Source organism: Aeromonas sp. s11, assembly GCF_040907945.1.
GTDB classification, from domain to species: Bacteria; Pseudomonadota; Gammaproteobacteria; order Enterobacterales; family Aeromonadaceae; genus Aeromonas; species Aeromonas veronii.
Genome location: NZ_JBFOCU010000023.1, coordinates 63,206 through 79,529 on the forward strand (window position 1 = coordinate 63,206; position 16,324 = coordinate 79,529).

Sequence of the window (16,324 nt, forward strand, 5' to 3'; positions counted from 1 at the left end):
GGCAAGCGCCCCGCCAGTAAATTTAATCCCCTACTTTAGCCCGCAATGGTGTCATGGTTTTCCCATCCGTGATTGTCGGTGCTAAAATGCGACGGTTTTTTCTAACGAATTGGCCCAAGGCCCTCTACACAAGGCTTAAAGATGAAAGTCAAAACCCGTTTTGCTCCCAGCCCGACCGGCTTTTTGCATGTCGGCGGTGCCCGTACCGCACTCTATTCCTGGTTGTTTGCAAAGAACCAGGGCGGTGAGTTCGTGCTGCGTATTGAGGATACCGACCTGGAACGTTCCACTCAGGAGGCGATCGACGCCATCATTGAGGGCATGGAATGGCTGGAGCTGAACTGGGATGAGGGTCCCTACTACCAGACCAAGCGCTTCGACCGCTACAACGGTTTGATCGACGAGATGCTGGCCGATGGCCGCGCCTACAAGTGCTACTGCTCCAAAGAGCGTCTGGAAGCGCTGCGCGAAGGCCAGATGGCCAACGGCGAGAAGCCCCGTTATGACGGCAAGTGCCGCGACCACGCCCACGAGCACCCGGCCGATGCACCGCACGTCATCCGCTTCCGCAACCCGACCGAAGGCTCTGTGGTGTTCGATGACCACGTCCGTGGCCGCATCGAGTTTGCCAACACCGAGCTGGACGATCTGATTATCCGCCGTACCGACGGCGCGCCGACCTACAACTTCTGCGTAGTGGTCGATGACTGGGATATGGAGATCACCCACGTGGTGCGTGGTGAAGACCACATCAACAACACCCCGCGCCAGATCAACATCTACAAGGCACTGAATGCGCCGGTACCTGAGTTTGCCCACGTCTCCATGATCCTGGGTGACGACGGCGCCAAGCTCTCCAAGCGCCACGGTGCCGTTTCTGTGATGCAGTACCGCGACGACGGCTACCTGCCGGAAGCGCTGCTGAACTATCTGGTACGTCTGGGCTGGTCCCACGGCGATCAGGAGATCTTCAGCCTGGAAGAGATGATCAAGCTGTTCAGTCTGGATGCCATCTCCAAGTCCGCCTCAGCCTTCAACACCGACAAGCTGCTGTGGCTGAACAACCACTACATGCGCAGCCTGGAGCCGGCTTATGTGGCCAAGCATCTGGCATGGCACATGGAAAACCAGAATATCGACACCAGCAATGGCCCGGCGCTGGCCGAGGTAGTCACCCTGCTGGCCGAGCGCTGCAACACCCTGGTTGAGATGGCCGCCCAGAGCCGCTATCTGTTCGAAGATTTTGAGGCGATCGACGAAGCGGCTGCCAAGAAGCATCTGCGTGGCGTCGCTGCCGAGCCGCTGGCTCTGGCCAAGACCAAGCTGGCTGCACTGGATAGCTGGACCACCGAAGCGCTGCACGAGCTGATTGAAGCGACCGCCGCCGAGCTGGGTCAGGGCATGGGCAAGGTTGGTATGCCGCTGCGTGTGGCCGTCACCGGTCTGGGCCAATCCCCTGCCATCGATGCCGTGATGGCGCTGGTAGGCAAAGAGCGTGTACTGGCGCGTATTGACCGTGCGCTGGCGTACATCGAAGCCCGTATGGCTGCCGAGTAAGTTGTGCAAGAGTGGGCGAGGCGATAGCCGAGCCTGCCCTTTGTCCGATAGAAAAAATCCGAAACCACAGGTTTCGGATTTTTTTATGGCCAGCGCACAGGCCGAAAATACTTTGGATAAAAAAATGCCAGTCAGCTGACTGGCATTTTTATTGGGACAGAGTGCCACTTAGTGGCTGTCGACCCAGACGAACTTGAGCACGAACAGCAGGGCAACCACCAGCACGCAGGGGTTGATTTCGCGCCAGCGGCCGGTGCCCGCTTTCATCACGCAGTAGGAGATAAAGCCCACGGCGATCCCCTCGGTGATGGAGAAGCTGAACGGCATCATCACCGCGGTCATAAAGGCCGGTACCGCTTCGGTCAGATCTTCCCACTTCACCCGGGTCAGCTCGGAGCACATCAGCACGCCCACATAGATAAGGGCGCCCGCGGCGGCATAGGCCGGCACCATGGCGGCGACCGGAGAGAAGAAGATCGCCAGCAGGAACAGCAGGCCGACCACGATGGCGGTCAGACCGGTGCGGCCGCCAACGGCGACGCCGGAGCTGCTCTCGATGAAGGCGGTAACCGAGGAGGTGCCCATGAAAGCGCCGCCGACGGAGCTCACGCTATCGACCATCAGCGCCTGTTTCATGCGCGGGAAGTGGCCCTTGTCATCGGCCAGCTTGGCGCGGTTGGTGACGCCGATCAGGGTGCCGGAGGAGTCGAACAGGTTGACCAGCATAAAGGAGAAGATGATCCCGGCGAGGCTGATATCGAGCGAGCCCACCAGATCCAGCTGGCCGAACACCGGCTCGATGCTGGGGGGCATGGAGACAAAGCCCTTGAAGGTGACATCGCCAAACAGCCAGCCCAGACCGGTAGTGACCACGATGGCGATCAGCACGGCGGAGTGGACGCCGCGGGCGGAGAAGATGCAGATCAGGAAGAAACCGAGCAGACCCAGCAGGCAGGGCAGGGAGGTGAGATTGCCCACGGTCACCATAGTCGCGGGGCTGGCCACCACGATCCCGGCGTTGTGCAGGCCGAGCAGGGCGATCAGCAGACCGATACCGGCGGTGATGCCAACCCGCAGGGTGAGCGGGATGTTGCCGATCAGCCAATAACGCACCCGCAGCAGGGTGAGGATCAACAGACCCATGGCGCCCCAGAAGATGGTGCCCATGCCCACTTGCCAGGAGTAGCCCATACCTGCAACCACCACGAAGGCGAAGAAGGCATTGAGGCCCATGGCGGGGGCCAGCGCGATCGGCAGGTTGGCCAACAGGCCCATCAGGATGCTGCCGATACCGGCGATGAGGCAGGTGGTGACGAACACGGCCTGGGTGTCCATGCCCGCCGCAGAGAGGATCTGCGGGTTGACGAACACGATATAGACCATGGTCAGGAAGGTGGTGATACCGGCGATCACTTCGGTGCGGGCGGTAGTGCCATGGCCTTGCAGGGCAAACAGGCGCTCAAGCAATCCTTGCCCGGCGGCCTGATTGGCAGCTTGGTGTTGTTGATTCATGTTGGATTCCAATAGGTGACGTGAAATAAGCAGCAGGGGAACGGGCTATCCCATCCATGCGGGGTAAATTGCCCTGTTTCTGGCGGTTAAGTAACCAGACTCGTCCTGATACCGTGACAGCGCGCACATTTTTACACAGGCGGCGCCGTTTACAAACCCCGGATCTGCGAAGCAGATCAATGAATAGAGTAAAAATTCAAACGTTTGCTTTTTGAGCATTAAAAAAGGTTCTCAGCAGAGAACCTTTTATCGAAAATTGGGGGCTTAGAGGGTTTTGAAGTAGCGCTCGACCAGCTGGGCCAGTACCGAGTCGAGCCGGTCTTGAACCTCACCCAGTTCGTGGCCGAAGCGGCGCAGAAAGAGGCTTGCCTGCTCTTCGGTTAGCTTGCGCCCCTCGATAAAGAACTCCTGCTCCGGCAGTTGCTTGTCGTAGCGGGGGATCAGCACCCAGCTCACCAGCTCGGGCTCCACAGCGGCAAAAATCTTGGCGGCAGCAGCACAGAAGGTCTCTATGTGCTCCTTGCCATCCGGCCCGAGGCAACCCGGTTCAACCCGGATCTGGATGGTGAGTTTTTTCTCTATGGGGGTCGTCATCGTGCTACATCCATGCAAAGGCATCCGTCTAGGATTGTAAGTCAAAAGGCAAGAGAAAGGGGAGCCGAAGCTCCCCTCAACACGCAGTCAGCCTTATTTGGCGATGCGCTTGTACTTGGCGCGATGGGGCTGGATCGCCTCGGCGCCGTAGGTCTTCTTCTTCCACTCTTCGTATTCGGTAAAGTTACCTTCGAAGAACTCGATCTTGCCCTCATCCTGATAGTCCAGGATGTGAGTGGCAATACGGTCGAGGAACCAGCGGTCGTGGGAGATGACCATGGCACAACCCGGGAACTCCAGCAGGGCGTTCTCGAGGGCGCGCAGGGTTTCGATATCCAGATCGTTGGTCGGTTCATCCAGCAGCAGCACGTTGCCGCCGGTCTGCAGCAGCTTGGCCAGATGCAGACGACCGCGCTCACCACCGGAGAGTTCGCCAACCCGCTTCTGCTGGTCGGAACCCTTGAAGTTGAAGCGGCCGATATAGGCGCGGCTCGGGAACTCGTAGTTGCCGATGCGCAGGATATCCTGACCATCAGCGACCTCTTCGAATACCGTCTTCTTGTCATCCATGCTGTCGCGGAACTGATCGACAGAGGCCAGTACCACGGTTTCACCCAGGGTGATGGAGCCGGAATCCGGCTGCTCCTGACCCGACATCATGCGGAACAGGGTCGACTTACCGGCACCGTTCGGGCCGATAATGCCGACGATGGCACCCTTCGGAATGGCAAACGACAGATCGTCGATCAACACCCGATCACCATAGGATTTGCGCAGGTTGGCCACTTCCACCACCTTGTCGCCGAGGCGCGGTCCGGGCGGAATGAACAGCTCGTTGGTCTCGTTGCGCTTCTGGTAGTCGTTGGTGTTGAGCTCTTCGAAGCGAGCCATACGGGCCTTGGACTTGGCCTGACGCCCTTTCGGGTTTTGACGAACCCACTCCAGCTCTTTCTCGATGGACTTGCGACGGGCCGCTTCGGAACTTGCTTCCTGCGCCAGACGGGCGTCCTTCTGCTCCAGCCAGGAGGAGTAGTTGCCTTCCCACGGGATACCTTCGCCGCGGTCCAGCTCCAGGATCCAGCCTGCCACGTTGTCGAGGAAGTAACGGTCGTGGGTGATGGCCACAACAGTGCCTTCGTAGTCGTGCAGGAAGCGTTCCAGCCAGGCCACGGATTCCGCATCCAGGTGGTTGGTTGGTTCGTCCAGCAGCAGCATGTCCGGCTTTTCCAGCAGCAGACGGCACAGTGCCACACGGCGGCGCTCACCACCGGAGAGGTGCTTGATCTTGGCATCCCAGGCCGGCAGGCGCAGGGCATCGGCCGCGCGCTCCAGCTGGTTTTCCATGTTGTGACCGCCCTGGGCCTGGATGATGGCTTCCAGCTCGCCCTGTTCGCGGGCCAGTTTGTCAAAGTCGGCCTCCGGGTCGGCGTAGGCCGCATAGACCTCGTCCAGACGGGCCATGGCGCGCTTCACCTCGCCAACGGCCTCTTCGACCGCTTCGCGTACGGTCTGCTCCGGCTCCAGCTTCGGCTCCTGCGGCAGGTAGCCGATCTTGATGCCGGGCTGCGGACGGGCTTCCCCTTCGATCTCGGTGTCGATGCCCGCCATGATGCGCAGCAGGGTCGATTTACCGGCGCCGTTCAGACCCAGCACGCCGATCTTGGCGCCCGGGAAGAAGCTCAAGGAGATGTTCTTGAGAATATGACGCTTGGGCGGCACTACCTTGCCGACCCGGTTCATGGTGTAAATAAATTGAGCCATTGGCTAATTCTCTTCCTTTTCAGCAGGTTAATGTCTTGGCATTAACAGACTGATGTCGTGGTGGGGCCAGGTCGACACAGGTCAACCGGGTTCCAAAAAACCTGTCGATTGTAAACCAACGGACGAGGGGGGGCAAAGGTGGCACCCGGCTGTGTCCCCCCTTTGCCGCAGCGGTCACGCCTTGCTGCATCAGCCGTGCAATTTGGGCATGATGTGGGCTGCCGTTTTGTTCCGGAGCCGTCATGAAACCATCCCCTCAAGTCCCCTCACTGGCCGCCTTTCTCTGCACTATGGGATTGGACGCCGCACTGAGCGAAGCCATCAGCCTGCGCTTGCCACGGCAGACGCTGCGCGCCGGTCAGGTGCTGCTGGCGCAAGGGGACAAACAGGAGGCTGCCTTCTATATCGAAACGGGCATCGCCCGTGCATGCCATTACACCCGGGACGGACAGGAGCGCTGCAAGGAGTTCTACTTCGAGGGGGAGCTCTGCCTGCTCTATGACAGCTGGCTCACTGTGTCGCCCGCCCGCTACCAGCTGGAGGCGCTGACGGAGCAGCAGGTGGTGCGGGTACCGCTCACCCTGCTGGATGAGCCCGCCTGGCAGCCGGTCTGCATGGCCCTGCTGCGTCAGCAGCTCGGTTACAAGGAGCGCAAGGAGGCTTTTTTGCTGCTCCACTCCCCCGAAGAGCGTTATCGGGAGCTCTGCCACACCTTCCCCCACTGGCCGGCGCGGCTCACTCAGGTGCAGCTCGCCAACTACATCGGCATCACACCGGTCACTCTGTCACGGATCCGCAGGCGCATTAACACGGGTTAATGCTGCTCTCCGACCATCCCCTCATGCTGCGCCATCCAAATGACGGACGAGGGGTGGATGATGTCGCTGTTTCTGTGGTCGCAACTGGTGGTGAGTCTGGCCTTGTTGCTCGATCTGTTGTCGTTTCAGTTGCGGGATCGCCGCAGGATCCTGGCCTGTCTGGCCCTCTCCTGCGCCCTCAATGCCGGTCACTTTGCCCTGCTCGGGCAGTGGTCTGCCGCCAGCCTGTTGCTGCTGGCCAGCATGCGCTTTCTGGTCAGCATCTGGCTGGTTCGCCGCATCTTGATGTGGTTTTTCATGGGGTTGGCCTGTGCGGCAGCGCTGGCGACCTATCAGGGCCTGCTCTCATTGATCGGGCTGCTGGCGAGCCTGCTGCAAACCCGGGCCGCGTTTTGCCCGGATGATCGCCTGTTGCGGCGCTGGATGCTGCTCGGCACCCTCTGCTGGTTGGCCAACAACCTGCTGGTGGGCTCTCCGGTCGCCGCGCTGATGGAGGGGCTGTTTCTGGTCAGCAATCTGGTGGGTTACTACCGTCACTATGGCTTCGACTATTGGGGGCGTGGCCGCCACAGTGGCCGCAGAAAGAGGCGTGTGCCGCCGTCCGATCGGGCGAGCTCCTGACCTCCCGCTCAGGGCTGCTTGTGGCCAGCGAAGTAGAGCACCCGTTTCACATACTCCCGGGTCTCGTCATAGGGGGGGATCCCGCCATAGCGTTCCACCGCTTTTTCCCCGGCATTGTAGGCTGCCGAGATCAGTACCCAGTCGCCATCGAAGCGGCGATCCAGCCATTTGAGATAACTCACGCCACCCTTGATGTTCTGGGCTGGATCGAATGGCCGGGTTACCCCGAACCGTTGCTGGGTTTCGGGGATCAGCTGCATCAGCCCCTGAGCATTCTTGGGTGAAACGGCGCGGCTGTTGAGATTGGATTCGGCGATGGCAATCGCCAGTACCAGCCGGGCATCCACCTTATGGTGTTTGGCGGCGTGACGCAGCATGGTGACCAGCTTCTGTTTGCCCGGTGACTGGCGTGCCAGATATGCCTCGACATTGAACGGTGTGCTGGGCAAGGCGGAATAACTCCCTTGTCCGCCGCGCATGCCGACACCGCACTGATCGCCCATGGGGGCATTGCCGACCCGCGGGTTGTAGTAGCGGCTGGCCTGCTGGTTGCCCAGGCGCATCGCCATGGCGAGATAACTGTTGGCCAGCTTGGCGCTGCGCACCGAGGCAGGGCCGGTGGCGAGCAGGCTGCCGATCCGGAAATATCCTTCAGGGTTGCCGGTGCTGGCGGCGACACAGTAGAGGGCGATGGCCTTTTGCAGATTGCCGTGTTGCTGGGCCACTTGACCCTGCTTGATCGCCGTCAGCGCCTTGGGGGCCTGTCTGAAATCCCTGCCTTGTGCCATCGCCCGCGGCGTACCTGCCAGTAACAACGACAAAAAAAGCAGCAAAAACAGCCCGTTTTCGCTGATGTGCCTCATGGGTTATCTCCTGTTTGAGTACAGAAGATATAGAGGAACATGGCTGCTATCGCCACGAACCCAGTGGATCCTGTTGTTATAGCGTGGAGATTTCAGAGAGCAAAACGGTATGGAACTAACGGCATCTCGACCGTTTCACACCATTTTTCATCCGGTTAGAAGTCGTGGTGATACTCCTGCTCATCCAGCACGGCGGGAGGAAGCGCGCGATAGAAGCTGCCAATTTCGCTGACAACCCAGAGCGAAAGCAGGGCCAGCAGGCTGAGCAGAGGAAGCAGAGAGTGGCTCTGGGTCAGGGCATAGGCCGCAATGGCGGCACCGGTCAAAAGCAGGGTTCGGATCATGAGGTGGCTCCTTGTCGTCATGGGGGTGTTGCGTGGCCACGGACAGAGCGCCTGGGGTCGGGATTTGTTCCCGGGTGGCACGAAGCGCGCTGAGTATATCGCGTCATGCCGCTGCCGATCCGTGGTGTCATCACACTTTCCATAGTCATGGGTTTCGTATCGAGTTGGGCCCCGCCAGATGCGGGGCCAGTAATGGTTTGACGGTCAGAAGAAACCGCCGTTGTTATCGTCACTGTCGGCCCAGCCGCCACTCAGGTTATCGTCGTCGAGAAAATTGCTGCCAGCATAGGGAGGTGAATCCCAGCCGTCCCAGCGCACCGGTTCCGCATCGACCGGATTGGCGATGGGCGCTGGCTCTATGATGTCGATGATCTCCTCGGGGCGGTTGTTGTGAAACAGTCCGCCGATCATATCGGCCAGCATCACGCCACCGGCCATACCGGCGGCGGTTTGCAGGGCGCCGCCCAAAAAGGAGCTGGTACGGGATGCTGGCTGGGCAGGAGCGGATGCCGGTGGCGGCGTAAAGCGCGGAGGAGGGCTGCTTTCGCTACCAAACAGGCCGGAGAGAAAACTGCCGCTGCTCGGGGCGCTCTGGCTGGCTTCCAGCTCCTTGACCCGCTCGTTGAGGCGGGTAAGGGCTGCCTGCTGAATTAGCAGCGCCTGGGCCATGTAGTAGGGGGCATCGGGCTGCTGGGCCAGATGCTGGCGGATCAGCTGATCCGCTTGTGGGTCTCGCTTGCTATCCCTGGCTTGCGCTTGCTTGAGGCGGTCGAACAGTCCATCGATCAGACCCTGTTCCTGTGATTGCATCTCAAATCCTCGCTATGGTGCGCAGACAGTGCGTTTAGCCATCCTAAAACCCGCGGGGCATCAGTGGTATCTGATTAACTCATCAATGACCGAGGGGTTACCCGCGCTCGTCAGCGGTCGGGCTGGTAGTAGTCGAGATACCAGCGGACAAACTCGGCAACACCTTGCTTGAGAGGTGTAGCGGGGCGCCGGCCGGTGAGGATGTGCAGCGGTTCGCTGTCGGCCCAGGTGGCGTGCATGTCACCTGCCTGCATCGGCTGCATCCGCTTGATGGCGGGTTTGCCGATGGCCTCTTCCAGCGCCTCGATAAAATCGAGCAGCTGTACCGGCTGGCCGTTACCGATATTGAGGATGCGGTAGGGGGCTGCGCTCTCGGCCGCGCTCTGCTCGCTGGCGTGCCAATCGGGATTGGGGCGGGGCGGCTGGTCGGCCACGGCTAGGATCCCCGCGACGATGTCGTCGATAAAGGTGAAGTCGCGGCTGAGATCGCCGTGGTTATATATGTCGATAGGCTCTCCCGCGAGGATGGCGCGAGTGAACTTGATTATGGCCATGTCGGGGCGGCCCCAGGGGCCGTAGACGGTAAAGAAGCGCAGCCCTGTGGTGGGCAGGCCATAGAGCGCCGAATAGGCGTGGGCCATCAGCTCGCCGCTCTTCTTGGTGGCGGCGTAGAGGGAGACCGGGTGATCCACCTGCTGCGCGGTGGAGTAGGGCATCTGATCCCCCATGCCATAGACCGAGCTGGAGGAGGCGTATATCAGGTGCTGAATCCCGTGGTGACGACACCCCTCCAGCACCGTCAGCATGCCGGTAAGGTTGCTGTCGGCATAGGCGAACGGATTGTCGATGGAGTAACGCACCCCCGCCTGTGCCCCCAGATGGATCACCCGCTCGAAACCGTGACGGGCAAAGAGAGCCGCCATCGCCTCGCGATCCGCCAGATCAAGCCGCTCGAAGTGAAAATGGGGGAAACTGGCCAGTTGGGCCAGCCGCGCCTCTTTGAGGCTCACCTCGTAGTAGTCGTTGAGGTTGTCGATCCCCACCACCTGATGGCCTGCGCTGCATAGCTGGCTGGCTATATGAAAACCGATAAAACCGGCGACGCCGGTGACCAGATAGATCATTGCTGGGTCTCCGGATTGCAGTTCGCATTGGCTGGCTGCTTTTTGGCGGGTAGATGTGGCCGCCCGATGGCGTGATAGTCAAACCCGAGCTCGCTGAGCTGGCGCGGGTCATAGAGGTTGCGGCCATCGATGATGACGGGCTGGTTGAGCAGCGCTTTCAGCTGCTGGAAATCGGGGGCGCGAAACGCCTGCCACTCGGTACAGATGAGCAGAGCATCGGCCCCTTCCAGTGCAGATTCCTGAGTCGGGCAGAGCAGCAGATCCGGCCGCTCGCCGTAAAGCTCATGGGCGCGCCCCATCGCTTTGGGATCAAAGGCCTGCACCCGGCCACCGGCAGCCCAGATGGCGGCCAGCAGCGGGCGGCTCGGCGCATCGCGCATGTCGTCGGTGCCGGGTTTGAACGCCAGCCCCCACAAGGCGAAGGTGCGGCCGCGCAGATCCGAGCCGAAGCGGGTCAGCAGGGTTTGCGCCATCTTCTGTTGCTGGCGCTGGTTGACCTGCTCTACCGCCGCCAGCAGCGGGGCGTCGCAGCCGACACTCGCCGCGGTATGGCGCAACGACTTGATATCTTTGGGGAAGCAGGAGCCGCCGTAGCCGCAGCCCGGGTAGATAAAGTGGTAACCGATGCGGGGATCGGACCCCATCCCCTGGCGCACCGCCTCGATATCGGCCCCCAGTTGCTCGGCGAGGGCTGCCATCTCGTTCATAAAGGAGATCTTGGTGGCCAGCATGGCGTTGGCGGCGTATTTGGTGAGCTCGGCGCTGCGCAGATCCATCACCACGATCCGGTCGTGATTGCGGTTGAAGGGGGCGTAGAGGGCACGCAACTGCTCAAGCGCCCGCTCGCTGTCACAGCCGATGATGATGCGATCCGGCCGCATGCAGTCGTTGACCGCCGCTCCCTCCTTGAGAAACTCGGGGTTGGCCGCCACCTCGCAGGTGAGGGTCTGCCCACGTTCGGCCAACTGTAGCTCAATATGTTCCCTTACTTGCTGCGCCGTGCCGACCGGTACTGTGCTCTTGGTCACCACCAGCTTGGGGCGGCTCATCAGTCGGCCTATGGTGTCGGCCACCGCCAGCACATGTTGCAGGTCGGCCGAGCCATCCTCGTCAGCCGGGGTGCCCACGGCGATCAGCAGCAGGTCGGCGTGTGCCACACCAATGGCGGGATCGACCGTGAAGCTCAAGCGGCCGCTGGCCAGATGACTCTCGACCAGCGGGGCCAGCCCCGGTTCGTAGAAGGGGATCTGCCCCAGCCTGAGGGCGGCGATCCGCTCGTCATCCACATCCACGCAGCAGACCTGATGGCCCACCTCGGCCAGAACGGCGGCCTGCACCAGCCCGACATAGCCTGTGCCAAAAATGGTGACCTTCATGAAAAGTGCCTCGTGCTGTGAATGGGGGGATGGCGCGCTTAAACCGCGGCATGCTGCATCTTGGTGCAGCGAGTGTCAATGCCAGATGACAGGCACCAGAATGGGGCGTTCAGCCTGACTGTTGTGATCCTTTTCACAAAAAATAGACTGGACCCCATAACGAAGCCCTGTGGACAGGGCTCGCAGCCCGCCCGCAACGGCAGGCGACAGACACTCTCTCTTTACTTCGCTTGGATACAGGTTATGGACAACACCTCGATTCGCACTGCTCATCCTATTTATGAGGATGTGCTGGCCCTGCTGACGGCGGCCGGCTTTGTTTCCCTCGGCATCTTTCTGTTTCATCAGGTTGGTCTGCTCACTGGCGGCACCGCCGGGCTGGCGCTGTTGTTGCAAAAGGTGACCGGTATCAGCTTCGGCCTGCTGTTTTTCGGCATCAACCTGCCCTTCTATGCGCTGGCATGGCTGCGAATGGGGCCACGTTTTACCTTCAACACCTTTGTCTCGGTGGCGGCGGTCTCCTACATGACCGATCACCTCAACGGGGTACTGCAGATCGGCAAGATAGAGCCGCTCTATGCGGCGCTGATCGGCGGCACCCTGATTGGTATGGGGCTGCTCATCATGTTCCGTCACAAGTCGAGTCTGGGAGGCTTCAACATTCTGGCGCTCTTTATTCAGGATCGCTTTGGCATTCGGGCGGGTAAGCTGCAGATGGGGCTCGATTGCGCCATTGTTGTCGCCTCGTTTTTCGTGGTGCAGCCCTGGATCCTGGCGCTCTCCATCGTGGCGGCGGTTATCTGTAATCTGGTGTTGACACTCAACCACAAGCCGGGCCGTTACCAGATTGCCTGACGAGCAGCGGCCGTGACGCGATAAGACAAGCGTGACCCGATAGCACGAGGCGGCCTGATGGCCGCCTCGTCTGTTTCTACCCTGGTGTTTGTTCGCTGCACCTAGCTTGCCTGCTCCAGCCTGCTGTCGCCGCTTATAGCGTTGCCGCTGATGGCGTGACTACCGACGGCGAGCGGGGTGTGACAGGCCACCTGATGATGGGACTCATCACACGCCTCAAGCCTTGGCACCTTGCTTTTGCACAGCTCGGTCGCATGGGGGCAGCGCTGGTGGAAGTGGCAGCCGCTTGGCGGCGAGATGGGGGAGGGCACATCGCCGGTCAGCAGAATGCGCTGGCTGCGCCTGCGTGGATCCGGCACCGGAATGGCGGAGATCAGTGCCTGGGTATAGGGGTGACGTGGCGCCAGATAGAGCGACTGGGCATCCGCCAGTTCGACGATCCGTCCCAGATACATCACCGCGATGCGATCCGAGATGTGTTTGACCACCGACAGATCGTGGGCGATGAAGATGATGGAGAGGTTCATCTCCCGCTGCAGGCTGAGCAGCAGGTTGACGATCTGCGACTGCACCGAGACATCGAGGGCCGAGACCGCCTCGTCGCACACCAGCAGCTTGGGCTTGAGGGCGATGGCGCGGGCGATGCCGATACGCTGGCGCTGACCGCCGGAAAACTCGTGGGGGTAGCGATCCACCGCGCTGCCCGGCAGGCCCACTTTTGCCAGCAACTCCTGCACCCAGGCGCGCCGCTGCTCTGTGTTGCCTTTACCGTGGATGATGAAGGGTTCTTCCAAAATCTGGCCCACGGTGTGGCGGCTGTTGAGGGATTCTGCCGGGTCCTGAAACACCATCTGCATCTCTTGGCGCAGGGAGCGCATCTCCTTCGGGCTGAGGGCGGTGATATCGCGCCCCTCGAAGGTGATGGTGCCCGCGGTCGGCTCGAACAGCTTGAGCAGGCTGCGCCCGAGGGTGGACTTGCCGCAGCCCGACTCACCCACCAGCCCCAGCGTCTCCCCCTGTTTCAGGTCGAAGCTGATGCCATCCACCGCGTGAACCGTATATTGCTTGCGCAGGAACCCGCCTCCCAGCCGGAAGTGCTGTTTCAGATCCCTGACCGATAACAGAGTGCTCATACGGTCAACTCCTTCCAGTAGTGACAGGCGACATGGTGGCGCGGATTGAGTTGCTCCACCGCCGGAATGGCGCTGATACAGAGATCGGTCGCATGGGGGCAGCGGTTGGAGAAGCGGCAGCCAGCGGGCATTTCGTGCAGGGCCGGTACCTGTCCCTTGATGGTCTTGAGCAGGCTCTTGGGCTCATCCTCGAGGCGCGGGATCGAGCTCATCAAGCCGTGTGTATAGGGGTGACGGGGGTGGTCAAACAGCTCGAACACATCGGCCTGCTCTACCGCCCGTCCGGCATACATCACCACCACTTCGTCGCACAGCTCAGCCACCACCCCGAGATCGTGGGTAATAAAGATGATGGCCATCCCGGTCTGGGCCTGCAGCTCTTTCATCAGTTCGAGGATCTGGGCCTGAATGGTGACATCCAGCGCCGTGGTCGGCTCGTCACATATCAGCAGGTCTGGCTCGCAGGAGAGCGCCATGGCGATCATCACCCGTTGGCGCATACCGCCGGAGAGGTTGTGGGGATAGACCGCAAAGCGCTGGGCCGGTTCCGGGATCCCCACCTTCTGCAGCATGGCGATGGCCGCGGCTTTGCGCTGGGCCTTGTCATACTCGGGGCGATGGAGGCGAAACACCTCCATCAGTTGCTCCCCCACCGTCTGCACCGGGTTGAGGGCCGTCATCGGCTCCTGAAAGATCATCGAGATGCGGTTGCCGCGCACCTTGTACATCTGATCCGGCGCAAGCGACAGCAGCTCCTCCCCCTGAAAGCGGATGGAACCGGCGACCACTTGGCCATGGGGTTTGGGCAGCAGCCCCATGATGGCGAGTGAAGTGACACTCTTGCCACAGCCGGACTCGCCGACGATCCCCAGCGTCTGACCGGGGGCCACCTTGAAGCTGACCCCGTCGAGCACCTTGATCTTGCCGTCATCGACGGCGAACTCCACCTCGAGATTGCTTACCTCAAGAATCGAGGCTTGGTGCTGGCCGTGATCAACGGCGAACTCCCCCCCGTTATCCGGTACGTCAAGAATGGGGGCCTGAGTGTTGGGCATAACGGCTGCTCCCTTCGCAATGGCCTGAATATCAATGACGTGCATAGGTCTTGTCGAGCAGGTTGATGGGCGCCAGCGCCTCCCCTGCCTCCTTGGCGTTGCGGGTCTCTTCCTTCACCTTGGGATCGAGCCAGAGCAGACCGCCGCTACTGTGAGGATAACCATCCATCGGCCAGTAGAGCAGATCCGGTGTGTTCTTGGTGGCAGGCACCTCCGGCAGCATCACATAACGCCAGCTGCTGGCCCGCACATAGTTGAGCTGCACCCCGGGCACGAAGATGGCGAGATCATAGATGCGCTGCTGGATCTGCTGGGAGAGCTTGGCCCGTTTGGCCATGTCGAATTCGACGTTGTAGGCGTCGATCAGCGCGTCCAGCTCCTTGTCCGCTACGTTGAACAGGTTGTTGGTCTGCGGCTTGTTGGCGTTGGCGGAGTGGAAAAACTCCCAATATTGCGGATAGAGACCGCCGCCGCCCCAACCGAGCCAGGCCGCTTCGTGTTTCTTCTCCAGCATCACCTTGAAGCCGGTGGCGCCATCCACCAGATTGAGCTCTAGATCCAGACCCGCTTTCTTGGCCTCCTCTTTCAGCACGGTCAGTCGCTTGGAGTGCTCCTGACTGGTGTAGGTGAGCGCCAGCGTCAGCCGCTCACCCTTCTCATTTTGCAGGATGCCGTCCGGCCCCGGCTTGTTGTAGCCGCCCTTGGCAAAGTACTCCCGCGCCTTGCCAATGTCATAAGCCCGCTCCGGCAGCGTGATGTCAGTGAACTCGCCAAAGCCCGAGTCGAAGGTGGTGGCTCTGTCGTAGTCGCCGCGCAGCACGGTCTCGATCATCTTGTCGATGTTGAAGGCGTGCTGGATGCCGAGGCGCACGTTTACGTCCGCCAGCTTGGGGTTGGCCACATTGAGGTGCACCCCCTGACCGCCCTGTTTGGTATCGGTCATGGCCATTACCTTCTGCACGTAGCCTTTTTTGTACTCCGGGGTGACCGCTTTTTCATGCCACCAGTTGGGCAGGATCATCTCGAAGGTATCGATCTCCCCTTTCAGGAAGTGGCGGAAGGCGATGTTGTGGTCGCGGATCACCTGCACCTTGATGGTGTCAATGTTGAATCTGTGCTGGTTATAGCGATCATCCTTTGCCCACCAATCCTTCTGCTTGCTGAAGGTGACCGATTTGCCCTTCTTGACGTCGCTGATCACGTAGGGACCTGTGGTGGGCACCACGGCCCAGTTGTACTGCTTCACCCAGTTGGGGGTCAGCTTGTAGTAGTGCTTGGGCTGGGGCCACAGCTCGGTGGTGTTGAGCAGGTCCATCTTGGCCTTGCGGTTGCCCGCTTTGACCATAATGGTGTGATCATCGATCTTCTCTACCGCTACCACTTCAGTGGTGTAGTAGTTGTTGAACCAGGGCCCCTTGATGTGTTTGGAGCGCATCATCTCGTAGCCGAAGGTGTAGTCATCGGCATTGACCGGCTTGCCATCCGACCATTTGGCGCGGGGATCCAGCTTGAAGTAGACTGTCTGGCTGTCTGGCGCGATGGCCCAGTGGGTCGCCAGCGAGGGGATGGGGTTGCCGGTATTGGGATGGAAGCTGATGAGTCGCAACTGGTTATCGAGAATAAAGGAACGGAACGATCCGTTGGAGTCAGGCCCCACGGTGCGAAACGTCAGCGGAAAGCTCTCCACAAACATATTGAGGCTGCCGCCCGACAGCGCCTTGGGGGAGGCGAACACAGGATCCGTGTCGTTGGTCTCCCATTTGAGATCCGCGGGCAGGCTGGCCGCCCAGACCCAGGATCCGTTTACCAGCACAAAGAGAGCACCTATCCATTTGATTTTATTTTTCATGTTTGACTTCCAGGTCCGGCCCCTGCACTGGGGGTCTTGATTGATAACGGGA

The 16,324-nt window shown here is 60.6% G+C and carries 15 protein-coding genes; 4 read left to right on the top strand and 11 right to left on the bottom strand.

Going from position 1 to position 16,324, the window contains the following annotated elements; all coding sequences use genetic code 11:
- Positions 1 to 141: 141 nt before the first annotated feature.
- Complete coding sequence (gltX, locus tag AB5Y84_RS05250; protein WP_368176510.1) at positions 142 to 1,557, top strand: glutamate--tRNA ligase; 1,416 nt, start codon at positions 142 to 144, stop codon at positions 1,555 to 1,557.
- Positions 1,558 to 1,725: 168 nt separating this feature from the next.
- Here gltX and AB5Y84_RS05255 read toward each other — a convergent pair whose 3' ends face one another.
- From AB5Y84_RS05255 to ettA, 3 genes are all read right to left on the bottom strand, one after another.
- On the bottom strand, positions 1,726 to 3,069 hold the full coding sequence (locus AB5Y84_RS05255) for an NCS2 family permease (protein ID WP_368176511.1): 1,344 nt from the start codon (positions 3,067 to 3,069) through the stop codon (positions 1,726 to 1,728).
- Positions 3,070 to 3,333: 264 nt separating this feature from the next.
- Positions 3,334 to 3,663, bottom strand: coding sequence for a hypothetical protein (locus AB5Y84_RS05260; protein ID WP_150390315.1), 330 nt, complete (start codon positions 3,661 to 3,663; stop codon positions 3,334 to 3,336).
- A gap of 93 nt (positions 3,664 to 3,756) precedes the next feature.
- Positions 3,757 to 5,424, bottom strand: coding sequence for an energy-dependent translational throttle protein EttA (gene ettA, locus AB5Y84_RS05265; protein WP_368176512.1), 1,668 nt, complete (start codon positions 5,422 to 5,424; stop codon positions 3,757 to 3,759).
- 242 nt (positions 5,425 to 5,666) lie between these two features.
- Between ettA and AB5Y84_RS05270 the strand changes: the two genes are divergently transcribed.
- The gene (locus tag AB5Y84_RS05270; RefSeq protein ID WP_368176513.1) at positions 5,667 to 6,242 is read left to right on the top strand and encodes a Crp/Fnr family transcriptional regulator; all 576 of its coding nucleotides are present in this window, start codon (positions 5,667 to 5,669) and stop codon (positions 6,240 to 6,242) included.
- A 57-nt stretch (positions 6,243 to 6,299) separates the two neighbouring features.
- On the top strand, positions 6,300 to 6,863 hold the full coding sequence (locus AB5Y84_RS05275; protein ID WP_368176514.1) for a YgjV family protein: 564 nt from the start codon (positions 6,300 to 6,302) through the stop codon (positions 6,861 to 6,863).
- 8 nt (positions 6,864 to 6,871) lie between these two features.
- Here the strand turns inward: AB5Y84_RS05275 and AB5Y84_RS05280 are convergent, their stop codons facing one another.
- From AB5Y84_RS05280 to AB5Y84_RS05300, 5 genes are all read right to left on the bottom strand, one after another.
- Positions 6,872 to 7,726, bottom strand: coding sequence for a lytic transglycosylase domain-containing protein (locus AB5Y84_RS05280; RefSeq protein WP_368176515.1), 855 nt, complete (start codon positions 7,724 to 7,726; stop codon positions 6,872 to 6,874).
- A 155-nt stretch (positions 7,727 to 7,881) separates the two neighbouring features.
- Positions 7,882 to 8,070, bottom strand: a complete 189-nt coding sequence (locus AB5Y84_RS05285; protein WP_043822919.1) for a hypothetical protein — start codon at positions 8,068 to 8,070, stop codon at positions 7,882 to 7,884.
- A gap of 204 nt (positions 8,071 to 8,274) precedes the next feature.
- On the bottom strand, positions 8,275 to 8,880 hold the full coding sequence (locus AB5Y84_RS05290) for a DUF2076 domain-containing protein (protein WP_368176516.1): 606 nt from the start codon (positions 8,878 to 8,880) through the stop codon (positions 8,275 to 8,277).
- A gap of 110 nt (positions 8,881 to 8,990) precedes the next feature.
- Entirely contained in the window at positions 8,991 to 10,004 is a 1,014-nt protein-coding gene (locus AB5Y84_RS05295; RefSeq protein ID WP_368176517.1) for an NAD-dependent epimerase, read from the bottom strand.
- Complete coding sequence (locus tag AB5Y84_RS05300) at positions 10,001 to 11,380, bottom strand: UDP-glucose/GDP-mannose dehydrogenase family protein (RefSeq protein ID WP_368176518.1); 1,380 nt, start codon at positions 11,378 to 11,380, stop codon at positions 10,001 to 10,003. Before AB5Y84_RS05300 ends, AB5Y84_RS05295 begins: the two co-directional genes overlap by 4 nt.
- Before the next feature lie 243 nt (positions 11,381 to 11,623).
- On the opposite strand from AB5Y84_RS05300, the gene AB5Y84_RS05305 reads away from it, so the two are divergent.
- Complete coding sequence (locus AB5Y84_RS05305) at positions 11,624 to 12,235, top strand: YitT family protein (protein ID WP_005349421.1); 612 nt, start codon at positions 11,624 to 11,626, stop codon at positions 12,233 to 12,235.
- Positions 12,236 to 12,336: 101 nt separating this feature from the next.
- Here AB5Y84_RS05305 and AB5Y84_RS05310 read toward each other — a convergent pair whose 3' ends face one another.
- The 3 genes from AB5Y84_RS05310 to AB5Y84_RS05320 are packed head-to-tail and all read right to left on the bottom strand — an operon-like array spanning position 12,337 to position 16,272.
- Entirely contained in the window at positions 12,337 to 13,368 is a 1,032-nt protein-coding gene (locus AB5Y84_RS05310) for an ABC transporter ATP-binding protein (RefSeq protein WP_368176519.1), read from the bottom strand.
- Positions 13,365 to 14,423, bottom strand: coding sequence for an ABC transporter ATP-binding protein (locus tag AB5Y84_RS05315; RefSeq protein ID WP_368176520.1), 1,059 nt, complete (start codon positions 14,421 to 14,423; stop codon positions 13,365 to 13,367). The genes AB5Y84_RS05310 and AB5Y84_RS05315 overlap by 4 nt, the downstream gene beginning before the upstream one ends.
- Before the next feature lie 31 nt (positions 14,424 to 14,454).
- Entirely contained in the window at positions 14,455 to 16,272 is a 1,818-nt protein-coding gene (locus AB5Y84_RS05320) for an extracellular solute-binding protein (protein ID WP_064338688.1), read from the bottom strand.
- Positions 16,273 to 16,324 lie beyond the last annotated feature (52 nt).